We start from the raw sequence: 17,092 nt of genomic DNA on the forward strand, positions 1-17,092 counted from the left end.
GCGGTCAGCTGGCCTGAAGGGCAGCCGGAAGCGCCTTGACGAGATCGCGGGCGAGAGCGGCGGCTTCGGGGTGTTCCTCGGCAAGGCGATCCCGGTGGAGAAAGATCAGACGGCGGCGCACGATGGGGCCCGTCAGCGCGACGACGGCCAGGCGCGCAGGGTCGTAGCCGCGCACGTAGAGGCGCGGCATGACCCCGACCGCAAGGCCGCTGGCGACAAGGCCGAACAGCGATTCCATGTGATCGACACGGTAGTGGCGCGAATGGACGATGTTGGCCTCGCGCATCGCCGCCGTGCTGATCTCGCCGATGCTGCCAGAGCGGAAATGGACCACTTCAAGCCCGGCAAGTTCCGCCCAGGTTACGCTGCCACGCGCGGCAAGGGGATGCTCGGCGCCGAGCACGAGGGCCATCTCGTCCTCGATCAGGGGGGTGCCAGCGAGACCCTCCTCGATCAGCGTGGTCGCGCAGATCGCCATGTCGAGGGCGCCGCGCTGGAGCCCGGTGATGAGCGTGTCGCTGGTGCCATCGGTGATGTCGACGCTGATCGCGCGCGCATCCTGGTCGAGCCCGGCGACGAACTGCGCCAGCGCCGGGAGCGCCGACGGCATCGTCCCGATCCGCACCGTCGTCGTGCGGCGGCGCAGCGTGTCGTTCATGTCCTGGAAGGCGTTGTCCGCCGTCGTCAGGAGGCGCCAGGCGTGAGGCAGCAGGGCCTCGCCCGCCTCGGTCAGATTCACCCGGTGAGTCGTGCGCTCGAACAGCCGTACACCGAGAATCGTCTCCACCTGTCGGATAGAAGCACTGAGCGCCGGCTGCGAAACCGCCATCGCCTCGGCCGCCCGGCTGAAGTTGCCGGTCTGGCTCAAGGCCACGAAAAAGCGCAGTTGCCGTATCGAAATCGGCATGTGCGGCGGGGAGTTAGGCACAGGCCCCGAGGGCGGCACGGCGGGTGTGGACATGGCGGGGGTGACTTCCGTTCTGCGCGGGACCGCCCTTCCTATAATACGGATTTATAGAATGATAAATATAAACAGTTTCCCCTGATAACCGGGCCACCATAGGGTCCGCCCCATCCAGACCGCCGGTGCGAAAAAATGAGGGTTCCGGCGGCCCGTTCCATCCCCCATGCCGGGTCTGCCATGGGATGCGGGTGGCACGGGAGATCCCGCAAGGGGTCCGAAGTTCTTTCCAGGGGGTCAGTCATGTCGTCTGTTGCCAACACCGTTGGGTCCATCTTCGCGCGCCGTCGCAGCGCACTTCTCAGCGCCACCTTCCTGGCGCTCGTGCCCGCCGCCGGCGCCGCGCAGGACCTGGCCGCCGCGCCGGCCGAGGGCGCTTCGGAGGCGATCGTCGTTACCGGCTCGCGCATCCGTTCGCCCAACGCGACCAGCGTCAGCCCGATCTCGACCGTTGGCGCCGAGGACATCTCCGAGCGCGGCGCAACGCGTCTTGAGGACCTCCTCAACACCCTGCCCCAGGTCTACGCCGACCAGGGCGGCGGCAACCGCGGCGGCACCGTGGGTGCCAGCGGCACCGCGACGATCAACCTGCGCAACCTCGGCAACCAGCGCACGCTCGTCCTCATCAACGGCCGCCGCCTGATGCAGGGCGATCCCGCCCGCTCGGCCGCGCAGGCCGCCGACATCAACAACGTCCCCGCAGCCCTGGTCGAGAGCATCGACGTTGTCACCGGCGGCGCCTCGGCGGTCTACGGCTCGGACGCGCTGGCCGGTGTCGTCAACTTCCAGCTCAAGCAGAACTTCGAGGGCCTGCAATTCGACGGCAGCACCGGCGTCTTCCAGCACGACAACGGCAACTCGATTGCCTCGGTCGCCGAAGCGGCGGGCCAGCGCGTGCCCACCGGCAGCACGGTCGACGGCTTCCAGACCAGCCTCGCGCTGACCGCGGGCACCAACTTTGCCGACGGGCGCGGCAACATCACCGCCTTCGTCAACTACCGCAAGATCAACGGCGTGGGCACCGATTCGCGCGACTTTGCGACCTGCAACCTGCGCGCCAACGCGACCGGCTACGCCTGCTCGCTCTCGTCCACGACCTACCCGGCGCAGTTCCAGCTGACCGACCCGGCGACGGGCACCACGCGCGGCAGCTACACGCTGGGCGGCGAGGGCTTCCGCCCCTACCAGAGCTCGGACGGCTTCAACAACGGCAACACCTACGACCTGCAGGCCCCCGACGAGCGCATCAACGCCGACATCATGGGCCACTTCGAGATCTCGCCCGCAGTCGAGGTCTATGGCGAGTTCATGTACATGCGCGACAAGGCGGACATCCGCCTCTCGCCCACCGGCATCTTCACCGTCGCGCACAGCATCAACTGCTCCAACCCGTACCTCTCGGCCCAGCAGCAGGACCTGATGTGCAACTCGGTAGGCCTGGGTCCGCAGGACGATGCCACCGTCAACGTCTCGATGCGCAACGCGCCGGGCGGCTCGCGCCACGACTACACCAACCACACCTCCTACCGCGCGGTGGGCGGCCTTCGCGGCGAGTTCGCGCCGGGCTGGACCTATGACGCCTACGCCCAGTACGGCCGCACCAACTACTCCTCGCGCCTCACCGGCGACATCTCGCTCGCGCGCTTTGCCAACGCGCTGCGCGCCGTGCCCGGTGCCAATGGCGAGATCGTGTGCGAGGGCTCGGACCCGGCCTGCGTTCCGCTCAACATCTTCGCGCCCACCGGCGTGACCGAGGAAGCGCTGGGCTACGTGCAGGGTACCTTCACTCGCACCGGCTTTACCGAAGAGAGCATCGTCAGCGGCTCGGTCACCGGCGACCTCGGGCTCACCCTGCCCCTCGCCGCGAACCCGATCAGCGTCGCCTTCGGCGCGGAATACCGCAAGGAGCGCATCGGCTTCACCCCCGACACGCACTATTCCAGCCGCGATGTCGCGGGCAACTCGGGCGGCGAATACCCGATCTCGGGCTCGTTCGACGTCAAGGAAGTCTACGGCGAGATCCGCGTGCCGCTGGCCGAGAACCGCCCCTTCCTCGAAAGCCTCGCGCTCGAAGGCGGCATCCGCTACTCCAACTACTCGACCGCGGGCGACACCGTCGCCTGGAAGGCCGGGGCGGAGTGGATGCCCGTCAACGACGTGCGCCTGCGCGCCAGCTTCCAGCACGCCGTGCGCGCGCCCAACCTGGTCGAGCTCTACGGTCCCCAGCGCGTGAGCACCGCGCGCCTCTCCGACCCGTGCGAGGGCACCAACCCGGTCGCCACCTTCGAGGCCTGTGCGGCTTCGGGCGTGACGGCGGCGCAGTACGGCTCGATCGCTCCGGCGGCAGGCCAGCTTTCGGGCGCCCTTGTCGGCGGCAACCCCGACCTCAGCCCGGAAAAGTCGAACACCAAGACCTTCGGCATCCAGCTCACGCCCTCGTTCCTGCCCGGCGTGACGCTGACCGCGGACTACTTCGACATCAAGGTCGATGACCTGATCACCACGATCCCGGCCACGATCACGCTCAGCCAGTGCATCGAGGCGGGGACCTTCTGCGACCAGATCGAGCGCAACCCGGCCACCGGCTCGCTGGTGACGAGCGGCTACGTGCTGACCACCAATGTCAACGCGGGCTACCTCAAGACCACCGGCATCGACGTCTCCGCCTCGGCCCGCCAGGACCTCTACGACCTCCTCGGCGCGGACCTGGGTCTCGTCTCGGTCACCTTCTCGGGCACGCGCACCAACACGTACGAAGTCGAGATCGTGCCGGGCACCCAGCCCTACGGCTGCGACGGCTACTTCGGCGCAACCTGCGGCCAGCCGATCCCGACCTGGCGCCACCGCGCCCAGTTCGACTGGACCGCGCCCGATGGCAACGTGAAGCTCGCCACCACCTGGCGCCACATCGGCTCGACCCGCAACGACCGCGCGAGCGATGCCGATTTCCTCTCGGGCAGCTACCAGCCCTACGACGGCAAGCTGAAGGCGATGGACTACATCGATTTCGCCGCCAGCTTCTTCATCGAGGACAGCTACACGCTGCGCCTGGGCGTCAACAACGTGTTCGACCGCGATCCGCCGCTCACCGCCAGCACCAGCGGGCAGACCTCGAACGGCGCCTTCTTCGCGGGCATGTACGATGCACTTGGCCGCTATCTTTTCGCCAGCGTCACGGCCAAGTTCTGAGGCTGGCAACCTGAACTTCCCGGACGCGTCCCCCTTCCCCCCATCCGGCGCGTCCGGGGGGCCACTTTTCCGCTCCTGTCCAGGGAAACGCGTGACATGACGAAGATCCTCTCCTCCCTCCTTGCCGCCATGGCGCTGGCGATCGCCCCCACGGTCCCGGCGCTGGCAAAGGACGCCGCCGCCCCCACGGCCGCGCCCGCCTCTGCCCCCACAGAGGCACTGCAGGGCGGCAAGGTCCGGATCTTCTTCGACAACGACTTCCTTGGCCCCGGCCAGAGCAATATCCAGTCGATGATCCCGCTCCTGCGCGATCCCCGGGTGGACCTCATGGGCGTGGGCGTAGTGACGGGCGATGCCTGGATGACCGAGGAGACGCAGCACCTCCTGCGCTTCCTGGAGATCGCTGGGCGCACCGACGTGCCGGTTCATCCCGGCGCGAAGATGCCCCTGCTGCGCACACAGGCGGAAATGGCCAACTGGGAAGCGCGCTACGGGCGCATTCCCTTCAAGGGGGCGTGGAGCACGCCCCGTCCGGGTCGCACGTACCACCCGGAAGACCCCGACCTGGTCCCCCCCATGCCCGAGGGCATGCCCAGCGTCGCGGTCGCCGACACGGGCGCGGTCGACGCGCTCGTGTCGGCCGTGCGCCAGCACCCCGGTGAGATCACGATCGTCTCGGCCGGCCCCCTCACCAACATCGCGCTGGCCCTTCGTGTCGCACCGGACATCGCGACGCTGGCCAGGGAGATCGTGATCGAACCGGGCAAGCTGGACACCGCCATCGGGCGGGCGACCGGCAACACCGACTATTCGACCGACTTCAATTTCCTGTTCGACCCCGAGGCCGCGCACATCGTGCTCACCGCGCCGTGGAAGCGCATCACGCTGGTCGGCAACGTCAGTTCCAAAGTGAAGGTCACGCCCGAAGTTGCCAAGCGCATCGGCAAGGCCGGAACCCCGGTCGCGACCTACTTCGAGACCTACGCGCGCCTCGGCCAGCCGCTGTGGGACGAGATCACCGTTGCCGTCGCCATCGACCGCTCGCTCGTCACCGAGGAACTGGTCGTGCGCATGGACGTCGATACCATGCCCGGCATGCACTACGGCGAGCCGCAGGTGTGGAAGGACGACATGGCCCCCAATGCCGGCGAGCGCCCCGTCCACCTGATCCTGGGCATCGATGAGGAACGCTTCCTCAAGGACTTCATCGCGCAGGCGCAGCAGTGATCGCAGGCTTCCTCGAACGCCGCTTTGCGCTGAGCGAACGCGGCACCACGCCCGCACGCGAGACGCTTGCCGGGCTCACCACGTTCCTCGCGGCGGCCTATCTCATCGTCGTCATTCCCTCGCTGCTTTCGAGCGGCGGGATGGACCGCGCGGCGGTGACCGCAGGCGTCATCCTCGTCATGGCCATCGGCAGCCTTGCCATGGCCTTCTACGCCAACCTGCCCTTCATCGTGGGGCCGGGCATCGGCGGCTCGGCGATCCTGGGCATCACGCTCGCCCAGATCGAGGGCGTGCCCTGGCAGACCGGCCTTGGCATTGCCGCCTTTTCAGGGATCGCCTTCGTGGTCCTGACGCTGACCGGCGCGCGCGGCATGGTCGTGCGCATCATCCCCCCGCAGATCAAGCTGGGGCTGGGGGCCTCAATCGGCCTGTTCATCGCCATGCTCGGCTGCCGCGACGCGGGCCTCGTCTCGGTCGACGTCGCGCGCCATGCGCTCAAACTCGGTGACTTCGGCCAGCCCGGCCCTGTCTGCGCGCTCATTGGCCTCGCCGTCGCCATCGCGCTCCAGGCCCGCCGTGTGCCGGGCGCCGTGCTGGCGGGCATCGTCGTTGCCGCGCTGGTCGGCGTGCCGCTGGGCCTCACCCGCTTCGACGGCGTGTTCTCGCTGCCCCAGTCGCCCGCGCCGGTCACCGGCAAGGTCGACATGCTGGGCGCGATCAGCCTCGTTGCGCTGCCCTACATGTTCACCTTCTTCGCCTCGGAATTCTTCTCGACGCTGGGCACCACGCTCGCCATCGGCGGCAAGGCGGGCCTCACCGACAAGGAAGGCAACCTCCCGCAGATCGAGCGCCCGTTCCTGATCGATTCGCTCGCCGCCACGCTCGGTCCGCTCGTCGGCGTTCCGGGCGGCACCGCGCTCGTCGAATCGGCCGCGGGCGTCGAGGCGGGCGGGCGCACCGGCATGACCCCGATGGTCGCCGCCGTCCTGTTCGCCGCCACGCTGCTTGCCATGCCGCTTGCGATGGCGATCCCGCGCGAGGCCACCGCGCCCGCGCTGATCCTCATCGGCATCGCCATGATGGGCACCATCCGCCAGGCCCCGGGCGAGGACACGATCTCGCTCTTCGCGCCCATCGCGATGATGCTGCTCACGCTCATTTCCAACAGCTTTGGCACCGGCATCGCCGGAGGCCTGCTCGTCCACGTCCTCGTCGAGGTGCTGGCGGGGCGCTGGCGGCAGATCCCTGTCGGCCTCTTCGTCCTCAGCCTTCCGCTCGGCTACTACTTCTACACCGCAGCCACGCTTCACTGACGCAGGCCTGCGCCGCATACCGGGAATAACCCATGCCTGAGACCCCCTCCCCCTCGGTCGCCCCACTCGCGATCGGCTGCGTCCCCGCGTCCCCGATCGGGCGCGACGTCGATGCGGCCTTGCGCGCCTTCTTCGTGGCGATGCCCAAGGTCGAGCTGCACTGCCACCTGCTTGGCACCGTGCGCAAGGAGACCTTCCTCGACCTCGTCGCGAAGTACGAGGCCCCGCTCGAACGCGCCGAGATCGAGGCCTTCTATACCCGAGGCGAGCGCCCGGTCGGCGTGCTGCGCGTGCTGCGCGCACTGGAGGACTACCTCCTGATGACGCCCGAGGACCTGCGCCGCATCACTTACGAGTACCTCGAGGACGCCGCGCGTGAGAGCGTGCGCCACGCCGAGTTCTTCTGGAACCCCACCGCCACCATCCGCGACGGACGCCTGCCCTACGCCAAGGCCGTCGCGGGTATCCTCGAAGGCATGGAGCAGGCCGAGGCGGACTTTGGCATTTCCTCGCTGCTCATCCCCTCGATCGACCGCGAGGCCCCGGCCGAGGAAGCCGTGTTCATGGTCGAAGAGATGATCGCCCACCCCCACCCCAAGGTCGTGGGCATCGGCATCGACTACCGCGAGGACAACCGTCCGCCCGAGATGTTCGCGAAGGCCTACGCACTCGCCAAGGAACACGGCCTGCGCACCACCGCCCACGCGGGCGAATTCGGCATGCCCTGGACCAATGTCGCGATGGCCGTCGATACCATTGGCGTTGACCGCGTCGACCACGGCTACACCATCATCGACAACCCCGAACTGGCGCAGGACTACGCCGCGCGCGGCCTCGTCTTCACCATCGTGCCGACCAATTCCTACTACCTGCGCACGCTCGACCACGAGCGCTGGGCACTCGACCACCCAATCCGCCGCATGGCCGAGATGGGCCTGAAACTGCACCCCAATTCCGACGATCCCACGCTCCACCAGGTCACGCCCGCGGGTGCCTGGCAGCTGCTCTACAGCCACCTCGGCCTCGAACTGTCCCAGCTGCGCGCAATGATGCTGAACGGGATCGAAGGCTCGTGGGCGAGCGAGGATCTGCGCGCGCAGTGGAGTGCGACCTGGCCTGGGGAGTTCGACACTTTGCTGGCGCAGGCGCTTCAAGGTTAAAGAGAGGTTTTCAAGGGGCCATCGCCCCTTGACCCCGGACTCGGCGGCCTCAGCTTTCGCGGCCTGCGCAGCGGGTGGAACGTGAGGTAGGTTTCAGATAATTTTAGAAGGGCTTCGACCCTCAATATTTGCGATGCCGACCTCTCCCATCTCCACCAACGCGGCAGGAGACAGCTGCGCTCGACAGTTCGGGGAGCCCGAGGGCGATGGCCCTCGGATTCTCTCTTTTCTACTCACTCCACCTCATCAATCCGCGCCAGCGCCGCCTCCAGCGCAACCTGCTGCCCCTCACGCACGGCAAGTTCGCCCACCACGCCATCGAACGGCGCGACGAGGGTGTGCTCCATCTTCATCGCTTCGAGCGTCACGAGCTTCTGCCCGCGCACGACCTCATCACCCTGGCTAACAGCCACCGCGATGATCCGCCCGGGCATCGGCGCCAGGATCGCGCCCGAGCCTGCGCTGGCGCCGTGCGCGCCATCGCGCCGCCAGTGGGTCAGCTGCCAGGCCTCGCCCCGTTCGGCGAGCAGGACGGCCTCGACGGGGTCTTCGCTCCCGCCTTCGAAGGCGATTTCGCATGGCTCGCCATCCAACAGAAAGCGCGCGGTGCGCCGGGGCGCGGCGTTGAGCCGGAAGCCCAGCAGCGGATCGGCCGGGACAAGCGCGCGCGCGGCGGCTTCCAGCGTCTCGGCCGAGGGCGCTGAGGGCTGCGCCATCTCTTCACCGTCGCGCCCGATCAGGCCGGTATCGACCGTGCCCGCCACGAACTCGGGATGTTCAAGAGCGCGCACAAGGAAGGGCGCGTTGCATTTCACCGGCCAGACCGCGCTTTCGGCCAGCATGTCGCACAGCCTCTCGCGCGCTTCCTCGCGCGTGTCGCCATGCGCGACCAGTTTGGCGATCATCGGATCGTAATGCGGTGAGACCGTATCGCCAGCCTCGACCCCGGTTTCGATCCGCCCGCCCGGAGCGTCCCCGAATTCGAGCATTTCCAGCCGCCCGGTGCTGGGCAGGAACCCGCGCGCGGGGTCCTCGGCGTAAAGGCGTGCCTCCATCGCCCAGCCCGAGATGGAGAGGTCCTCCTGGGCGGCGGGGAGCGGTTCCCCGCTCGCCACGCGCAGCTGCCATTCGACAAGGTCAACCCCGGTGATCTCTTCGGTCACGGGATGCTCGACCTGGAGGCGCGTGTTCATTTCCATGAACCAGATCTTCTCGGCATCGAGCGGGCCCGAGCCATCGGCGATGAACTCGATGGTTCCCGCGCCCACATAGTCGACCGCCTTGGCCGCGCGCACGGCGGCGGCGCACAGCGCCTCGCGCGTGGCCGGGTCCATGCCCGGCGCGGGCGCTTCCTCGATCACCTTCTGGTGGCGGCGCTGGAGCGAGCAGTCGCGCTCGAAGAGGTGGACGACGGACCCGAGCGTATCGCCGAAGACCTGCACTTCGATATGGCGCGGGGTTGCGATGTACTTCTCGATCAGGACGCGGTCGTTCCCAAAGCTGGAACGCGCCTCGCGCTGGCACGAGGCGAGCGCGTCGGCGAAGCCCTGCGCGTCCTCGACCAGCCGCATCCCCTTGCCGCCGCCGCCCGCAACCGCCTTGATCAGCACCGGATAGCCGATGCCCTCGGCTTCGCGGGCCAGCCGCTCGGGCGACTGGTCTTCGCCCAGATAGCCCGGCGTCACCGGCACACCGGCCTTTTCCATCAGCGCCTTGGCCGCATCTTTCAGGCCCATCGCGCGGATCGAGGCGGGGGACGGGCCCACCCAGGTCAGCCCGGCATCGAGGACGCCTTGCGCAAAGTCCGCGTTCTCGGACAGGAAGCCGTAGCCCGGATGGATCGCATCCGCGCCCGCAGCCTGTGCCGCCGCGAGGATCTTGTCCGCGCGCAGGTAACTTTCGCTGGCAAGCGCGGGACCGATCGCCACCGCCGCGTCGGCCATCTGGACATGGAGCGCCTCAGCATCCGCATCGGAATGGACCGCGATGGTGCGGATCCCCATGCGGTGCGCGGTGCGGATGATGCGGCAGGCGATCTCGCCCCGGTTGGCGATAAGGAGCGCGCCGATCACGGATGGCGCTCCGGAAAGCCATGGCGGGTGTGGAGCGCGGCGAGCACGCTTTCGACATCGCCTGCAAAGCCGCCCTCGGCAAAGGCCAGCGCGGGAAGGTCCTGGTGCGCCTCGCCCAGCCGGTCGATCACGGCCTGACGCGGGCGCGGCCAGGGCACGCGCACCACTTCGATCCCGGCCGCGCGCTCGGGAAAGAGGGCGAGCAGCCCCTCCACCGTCACGCAATCCTTGCAGTAGAAGCGCCGCACACCGCCCAGCGCCGGGTCGGCCCAATCGGTGTCGAGTACGTAGAGAATGTCCTTGGAAATCGTCATCATCACATCCTGAACACGCCGAACTGCGGGCTTGCGGGGAACGGCGCCTCCAGCGCGGCGCCGAGCGCGAGGCCCAGCACGTCGCGGGTCTGGGCCGGGTCGATCACGCCATCGTCCCACAGGCGCGCGGTGGCATAATAGGGGTTACCCTCGGCCTCGTACTTGGCGCGGATCGGGGCCTTGAAGTCCTCGGCCTCCTGCGCGCTCCAGCTCTTGGCGTCGCGGTGGACGGTGGCGAGCACCGAGGCGGCCTGCTCGCCCCCCATCACCGAAATGCGCGCGTTGGGCCAGGTGAAGAGGAAGCGCGGGTCGTAAGCGCGCCCGCACATGCCGTAATTGCCCGCCCCGAACGAGCCGCCGATGATGACAGTCAGCTTGGGCACTTGCGCGGTTGCGACTGCGGTCACCAGCTTGGCGCCGTGCTTGGCGATCCCTTCGGCCTCGTAGGCGCCGCCGACCATGAAGCCGGAGATGTTCTGGAGGAACAGCAGCGGAATGCCGCGCTGGCAGGCCAGCTCGATGAAATGCGCGCCCTTCTGCGCGGATTCGGAAAAGAGCACGCCGTTGTTGGCAAGGATCGCGACCGGGAACCCGTGAATATGCGCAAAGCCGCAGACGAGCGTGGAGCCGAACAGCGGCTTGAATTCATGAAATTCCGAGCCGTCGACCAGCCGCGCGATAACCTCGCGCACTTCGTAGGGCGCGCGCACGTCCTCGGGGATGAGCGCGTAGAGATCCTCGGCCGGATAGAGCGGCGCGCGCGGCCTGCGGCGCTCCACATTGGCGCGCTCGCCCGGCCCCAGGTGGCTGACGATGTCGCGCACGAGCGAGAGCGCGTGGGCATCGTCATCGGCGAGGTGATCGGCCACGCCCGAGGTGCGCGCGTGCAGTTCGCCCCCGCCCAGTTCCTCGGCAGAGATCACTTCGCCCGTCGCGGCCTCGACCAGCGGGGGACCGGCGAGGAAGATCGTGCCCTGCTCGCGCACGATCACGGTCTCGTCCGACATGGCCGGCACATAGGCGCCGCCCGCCGTGCAGCTGCCCATGACCGAGGCGATCTGGGCGATGCCGACAGCGCTCATCTGCGCCTGATTGAAGAAGAAGCGGCCAAAGTGGTCGCGGTCGGGGAAGACCTCGGCCTGGTTGGGCAGGTTCGCGCCGCCCGAATCGACAAGGTAGATACACGGCAGGCGGCAAGCTTTGGCGATCTCCTGCGCGCGCAGATGCTTCTTGACCGTCATCGGGTAGTAGGTGCCGCCCTTTACCGTCGCGTCGTTGGCAAAGATCATGCAGGTGCGCCCCGAGACCTGCCCGATCCCGGCGATGATGCCTGCCCCGGGCACTTCGTCATCGTAGAGGCCGTTGGCGGCCAGCTGGCCGATCTCCAGAAACGGTGCGCCCGCATCGAGCAGCGCTTCCACGCGGGTGCGCGGAAGCATCTTGCCGCGCGCCTCGTGGCGTTCGCGCGCCTTCGCCGAGCCGCCCAGTGCGGCCCGGGCCACGCGTTCGCGCAGATCTTCGACCAGAGCGCGGTTGTGCCGGGTGCGCGCCTGCGCGTCCGGCGCGCTGGGATCGAGCGTCGTGGGCAAGACCGGCCCGCTCATCGCAGCGCACTCTCATTTCGCAAACGCGACATCATCCTGTTCCCGTGCCTAATTTATTTTCGCGCATGGTGGCACAGGACAAACGCGCCGCGCAAGGCAAAGGTTGCCCTGTACGGCGGGTAACGGGGGGGCGTTATCAGGCCCCGAAGCCGCCGCCCCCCGGTGTCTCGATCACGAAGACGTCGCCCGGTTCGAGGTCCACTTTCGCGGTGGGGCCCAGCTCCTCGACGCGGCCATCCGCGCGCTCGATGCGATTGATGCCCGCCGCACCATCACCGCCGCCGGCCAGCCCGAAGGGCGCGACCTTGCGGCGCTGCGAGAGGATGCCCGCCTGCATGGGTGCCAGGAAACGCACCCGGCGCACCGCGCCGTCACCGCCGCGATGCTGGCCCGCCCCGCCCGAACCGGCGCGGATCGAGAATTCCTCCAGCAGGACCGGGAAGTTGGTTTCCAGCACCTCCGGGTCGGTCAGGCGCGAATTGGTCATGTGGGTCTGGACCACGCTGGTCCCGTCGAAGTCCGGGCCCGCGCCCGAACCGCCCGCAATCGTCTCGTAGTACTGGTGCGCGGCGTCGCCGAAGGTGAAGTTGTTCATCGTGCCTTGCGCAGCCGCCATGGCGCCCAGCGCGCCGAACAGCGCATCGGTAATCGCCTGGCTGGTCTCGACATTGCCCGCAACGACCGCCGCGGGCGCGACCGGGTGCAGCATCGAGCCTTCGGGCACGCGCACCGCGATGGGCCGCAGGCACCCCTCGTTCATAGGCACCGGATCGTCGATCAGCGTGCGCACCGCGTAAAGGACCGCCGCGCGCACCACGGGCAGCGGCGCGTTGAAGTTGTCGGGCAGCTGGGGCGAGGTTCCGGCAAAGTCGATCACGGCGCTTCGCGCGTCGCGATCAATGGTGACAGCGACGTGGATTTGCGCGCCGTTGTCCATCTCCAGCACGAAGGTGCCGTCCGTCAGGCGCTCGATCAGACGGCGTACGGCCTCTTCGGAATAGGCCTGGACGTGGCCCATGTAGGCATCGACCATCGCGCGGCTCTGCTCGCCTGCAATGCGGCGCAGTTCTGAGGCGCCGCGCCGGCACGCGGCAAGCTGGGCACGCAAGTCCGCGATGTTCTGCTCGATCGCGCGCGAGGGATGCGGACCCGAGGCCAGCAACGCGCGCATCGCCGTTTCCTGAAGGGTGCCCCGGTCAACGAGGAGCACGTTGTCGATCAGCACGCCTTCCTCGTCCAGCGTGCGGCTGCGCGGGGGCATCGAGCCCGGGCTGATCCCGCCGATGTCCGCGTGGTGCCCGCGTGCGGCGACGAACCAGGCAGGCGCGTCGTCGTCCTCCTCGGCGAAGACCGGCATGACCACGGTGATATCGGGGAGGTGCGTGCCGCCATCGTAAGGCGCGTTGAGGACATAGGCGTCGCCCGCCCGAATGCCGCGCCCGTCGGCTGCGTTTCCGCGCCGCTCCAGCACCGTGCGCACGGATTCGCCCATTGAGCCGAGGTGAACCGGCATGTGCGGGGCGTTGGCGATGAGATTTCCGGCCGCATCGAACAGCGCGCAGGAGAAATCCAGCCGCTCGCGGATGTTCACCGAGCGCGCCGACTGCTGCAGCGCCGCGCCCATTTCCTCGGCAATCGCCATGAACAGCGCGCCCATGATCTCGAGACGCACCGGATCGCGCTCGGTGCTGGAAGAGAGCGCGGATTGCTGCGGCGTGCTGCGCGACAGGATGAGATTGCCCACAGCATCGACGCGCACCGACCAGCCGGGTTCGACGACAGTGGTGGACACATCGTCGACGACGAGCAGCGGGCCCGTTGCGGCAAACCCTTCGGCAAGGTCGCGGCGGTGGTAGAGCGGGGCCTCGTGGCGCGCGCCGCCGGTCCAGACCGGCACCGTCTCGGCCGCCGCGCCCGAGGTGGCGGGGAGCGGCATCACCGCGCCGCCCCCTGCATGTCCGCCCGCAACCGCCTCGACGCGCAGGGTTTCGGCGACAAGATCCTCGCCCGGCGCGAAGCCGAAGAGGTTGTCCCAGCCCTCGTGGAAGGCCGTGCGCATCTGCGTGAGATCGCCGAGCGGGACCGAAATCGTGCTCTCGCTGCCGCGCGGGCGGATTGCGAGCGAGGCTTCGAGCGTGATGGCGGTTTCGGGGACGCCCTGTGCGGCAAGGTCTGCGCGCGCGGCCTTGCCCAGCGCCGCCACCGCCTCATCAAGCGCGGCTTTGCTCTCCTCGGAAAGGTCGAGGCCGAGCGTACGCTCGTGCAGCACGCGGCGGTCAGCGAGGCCCATGCCGTAGGCCGAGAGCACAGAGGCGAGCGGGTGGCATACGACCGTCGTCACCCCCAGCGCGTCGGCGACCTTGCAGGCGTGCTGCCCGCCCGCTCCGCCAAAGGTCACCATCGCCGCGCGGGTAACGTCGTGGCCCCGGCGCAGCGAGACGGTCTTGATCGCGTTGGCCATGTTGGCGACCGCGATTTCCAGGAAGCCCTCGGCGGCCTCCTCGCGGGTAAGTTCGCGTCCCGTTGCGGCCTTGGCCTCGGCGAGGATCGCGTCCATGCGCGCCTGCGCGGCCTCGAGCGAGAGGGGTTCATCGCCCTCGGGCCCGAAGACATGCGGGAAATGCGCGGGGCGCAGCTTGCCCAGGAGCAGATTGCAGTCGGTCACCGCAAGCGGGCCGCCGCGCCGGTAGCAGGCCGGGCCCGGCACCGCGCCCGCACTCTCGGGACCGACCAGGAAGCGCGCGCCATCGAAAGCGCAGACCGAGCCGCCGCCCGCGGCCACCGTCTCGATCCGCATCATCGGCGTGCGCACACGGTTGCCCGCCACGCGCGTCTCGCTGTCGCGCTCGTACTCGCCCGCATAGTGCGACACGTCGGTCGAGGTACCGCCCATGTCGAAGCCGACGACCTCGTCGAACCCGGCTTCCTTCGCGATGGCCGCCATGCCCACGATGCCGCCCGCAGGCCCGGACAGGATCGCGTCCTTGCCGCGCAGCATGCCGCCCGTCGTCAGCCCGCCGTTCGACTGCATGTAGAGCGCATCGACATGAGGCCCGAGACCGGCCTCCAGCCCGTCGATGTAGCGATCCAGAACGGGCGAGAGATGCGCGTCGACCACGCTGGTATCGCCGCGCGCGATGAGCTTGATGAGCGGGGCGACCTCGTGGCTGACCGAAACCTGGGTGAAGCCGATCTCCTGCGCCAGCTTGGCCAGCGCGGCTTCGTGCTGCGTATGGCGATAGCCGTGCATGAGGACGACGGCGATGGCGCGAAACCCGTCCGCAAAGGCCGCTTCGAGCCCGGCGCGTGCGGCCGCTTCATCCAGCGGGCGATGGACCGTGCCGTCCGCGCCGATGCGCTCGTCGATCTCCAGCACCTTCGCGGCGAGCGGGTCGGGCAGAGCGATGTGGCGCGCGAAGATGTCCGGGCGCTCCTGCGTGCCGATCCGCAGCGCATCGCCAAAGCCGCGCGTGATGGCAAGCAGGACCGGCTCGCCCTTGCCCTCCAGCAGCGCGTTGGTAGCAACCGTAGTACCCAGCCGCAGTTCGCTGGGCGGAAGATCGCCCTGTGCAACGCCCGTCAGGCGGCGCATCGCCTCGACCGCCGCGTCCTCGTAACGGCCCGGGTCCTCGGACAGAAGCTTCAGCCGCTCGAACCGCCCGTCCGGCGCGCGCGCCACCACGTCTGTGAATGTGCCACCGCGATCGACCCAGAATTGCCAGTTGTCCGTCATGGGGACCTACATGGCGACCAAGGGGGGAAAGCGCAAACGAAGTGGGAAGAAGGGAATGATTCAAGGGGCCATCGCCCCTTGACCCCGAAACCGTCCTGGGCAGTTCGTGCCTTGAACGGAGCGCACGAAACGTGAGGATGGCGGACAGAAAATAGAGGGGCAAAGCCCCTCAATCCCTATCGAGACGAGACCTCTCACCCCCGAACCGCGCCGCCCGGCCCAACTGCGCTCGACAGTTCGGGGAGCCCGAGGGCAATGGCCCTCGGATTCATCCTTGCTCTTCTACGTTCTCCTACGCCCACCCCGTCGCAAGATAGCGCTCGGCGAGGCCAGCGAGGAACAATGCACCCCGGGGAAGAACGCTTTCATCGACCATCATCCGGGTCGAGTGGATACCGCAGCACTGGCTCCAGTCATCGCCCTCAGCCGCCACGCCCAGGAAGAACATCGCGCCCGGTGTCTTCTCCAGCACATAGGCGAAGTCCTCCGCGCCCATGATCGGGTTGGCGAGGCGTTCGAAAGTGTCGGCGCCGAACAGGTCGCGGGCCACGCCCTCGCCGAAGTCGACCGCGCGCGCATCGCACACGGTAACGGGGAAGCCTTCGATGATCTCGACCTCGGCGGCAAGGCCGTGGGCCCCGGCGATCCCGGCGGCAAGCCCGGTCACCTCTTCGCGCAGCCGCGCCCGGTTGGTGGCCGAGAGCGAGCGCATCGTGCCCAGCATGTCGACATGGTCGGGAATGACGTTGTGCGCGCTGCCTGCCGTGATCTTGGAGATGGTGACGACGACCGGATCGAAGACCGAGAACCGGCGCGCAACCATGGTCTGGATGGCGGCCACGATCTCGCAGGCGATGGGCATCGGGTCCATCGTGTCGTGCGGCATCGAGGCGTGTCCGCCCCGCCCCTTGACGGTGATCGCCAGCTGGTCGGCCGAAGCCATCAGCGGCCCTGCCCGCCCGCCGATCATGCCGTGGCGCGCGTTGGGCATGATGTGGAGCGCGAAGGCGGCCTCGGGCAGGGCGCGGGACGTACCGGGACCACCCAGAAGTCCGTCGTCGAGCATGTAGCGCGCGCCGTGCCAGCCTTCCTCACCCGGCTGGAACATGAAGCGCACCTCGCCCGTCAGCCTGTCCGCCTTGCCCGCCAGCAACCGCGCCGCGCCCGCCAGCATGGCGACGTGGGTGTCGTGCCCACAGGCGTGCATCACGCCCGGAATGGTGGAGGCGAAATCGAGCCCGGTTTCCTCGGGCATGGCAAGCGCGTCCATGTCACCGCGCAGGAGCACGCAGCGGCCCGGTCCCGCGCCCCCCTGCAAGGTCGCGACAAGGCCCGTGGTCGAGGGCCCCTCCTCCCATTCGAGCGGCAGGTCGGCCAGCTCGGCGCGGATCTTGTCGCGCGTCAGGGGCGTGTGGAGGCCCAGTTCGGGCTCGGCATGGATCGCGCGGCGCAGGGCGACGATGCGCTCGGAAATGGCGGCGGGGCAGTCCGCCTCGATGGAAACACTCATGGCGCCATG

General features: G+C 68.5%; 10 protein-coding genes. 4 read left to right on the plus strand and 6 right to left on the minus strand.

Features of this window, described 5'->3' with window-relative positions:
- Positions 1 to 4: 4 nt before the first annotated feature.
- Positions 5 to 961 carry a LysR family transcriptional regulator gene (locus LC060_RS17425; RefSeq protein WP_226637853.1) on the minus strand — a complete coding sequence of 319 codons (957 nt, stop codon included), beginning with the start codon at positions 959 to 961 and terminating at the stop codon, positions 5 to 7.
- A 243-nt stretch (positions 962 to 1,204) separates the two neighbouring features.
- Here LC060_RS17425 and LC060_RS17430 point away from each other — a divergent pair, with 243 nt between their 5' ends.
- The 4 genes from LC060_RS17430 to add all read left to right on the plus strand — a co-directional run bounded on the left by LC060_RS17430 (position 1,205) and on the right by add (position 7,850).
- Positions 1,205 to 4,150 carry a TonB-dependent receptor gene (locus LC060_RS17430; RefSeq protein WP_226637855.1) on the plus strand — a complete coding sequence of 982 codons (2,946 nt, stop codon included), beginning with the start codon at positions 1,205 to 1,207 and terminating at the stop codon, positions 4,148 to 4,150.
- A gap of 96 nt (positions 4,151 to 4,246) precedes the next feature.
- Complete coding sequence (locus LC060_RS17435) at positions 4,247 to 5,377, plus strand: nucleoside hydrolase (RefSeq protein WP_226637856.1); 1,131 nt, start codon at positions 4,247 to 4,249, stop codon at positions 5,375 to 5,377.
- Positions 5,374 to 6,690 carry an NCS2 family permease gene (locus LC060_RS17440; protein WP_226637858.1) on the plus strand — a complete coding sequence of 439 codons (1,317 nt, stop codon included), beginning with the start codon at positions 5,374 to 5,376 and terminating at the stop codon, positions 6,688 to 6,690. The genes LC060_RS17435 and LC060_RS17440 overlap by 4 nt, the downstream gene beginning before the upstream one ends.
- 32 nt (positions 6,691 to 6,722) lie before the next feature.
- Entirely contained in the window at positions 6,723 to 7,850 is a 1,128-nt protein-coding gene (add, locus tag LC060_RS17445; protein WP_226637860.1) for an adenosine deaminase, read from the plus strand.
- A 233-nt stretch (positions 7,851 to 8,083) separates the two neighbouring features.
- Here the strand turns inward: add and LC060_RS17450 are convergent, their stop codons facing one another.
- The 5 genes from LC060_RS17450 to LC060_RS17470 form a co-directional block, all read right to left on the minus strand.
- Positions 8,084 to 9,922: an acetyl/propionyl/methylcrotonyl-CoA carboxylase subunit alpha gene (locus tag LC060_RS17450; protein ID WP_226637861.1), complete on the minus strand. Its 1,839-nt coding sequence runs from the start codon at positions 9,920 to 9,922 to the stop codon at positions 8,084 to 8,086.
- Positions 9,919 to 10,236 carry a DUF3088 family protein gene (locus tag LC060_RS17455; protein ID WP_226637863.1) on the minus strand — a complete coding sequence of 106 codons (318 nt, stop codon included), beginning with the start codon at positions 10,234 to 10,236 and terminating at the stop codon, positions 9,919 to 9,921. Before LC060_RS17455 ends, LC060_RS17450 begins: the two co-directional genes overlap by 4 nt.
- A gap of 2 nt (positions 10,237 to 10,238) precedes the next feature.
- Positions 10,239 to 11,840, minus strand: a complete 1,602-nt coding sequence (locus LC060_RS17460; protein ID WP_226637864.1) for a carboxyl transferase domain-containing protein — start codon at positions 11,838 to 11,840, stop codon at positions 10,239 to 10,241.
- A 136-nt stretch (positions 11,841 to 11,976) separates the two neighbouring features.
- A complete protein-coding gene (locus LC060_RS17465) occupies positions 11,977 to 15,573 on the minus strand; it encodes a hydantoinase B/oxoprolinase family protein (RefSeq protein ID WP_226637866.1) in 3,597 nt (1,198 codons plus the stop codon).
- A 292-nt stretch (positions 15,574 to 15,865) separates the two neighbouring features.
- Entirely contained in the window at positions 15,866 to 17,083 is a 1,218-nt protein-coding gene (locus LC060_RS17470; RefSeq protein WP_226637867.1) for a M20 metallopeptidase family protein, read from the minus strand.
- Positions 17,084 to 17,092: the final 9 nt, after the last annotated feature.

Source organism: Novosphingobium profundi (assembly GCF_020524485.1).
Taxonomy (GTDB): domain Bacteria; phylum Pseudomonadota; class Alphaproteobacteria; order Sphingomonadales; family Sphingomonadaceae; genus Novosphingobium; species Novosphingobium profundi_A.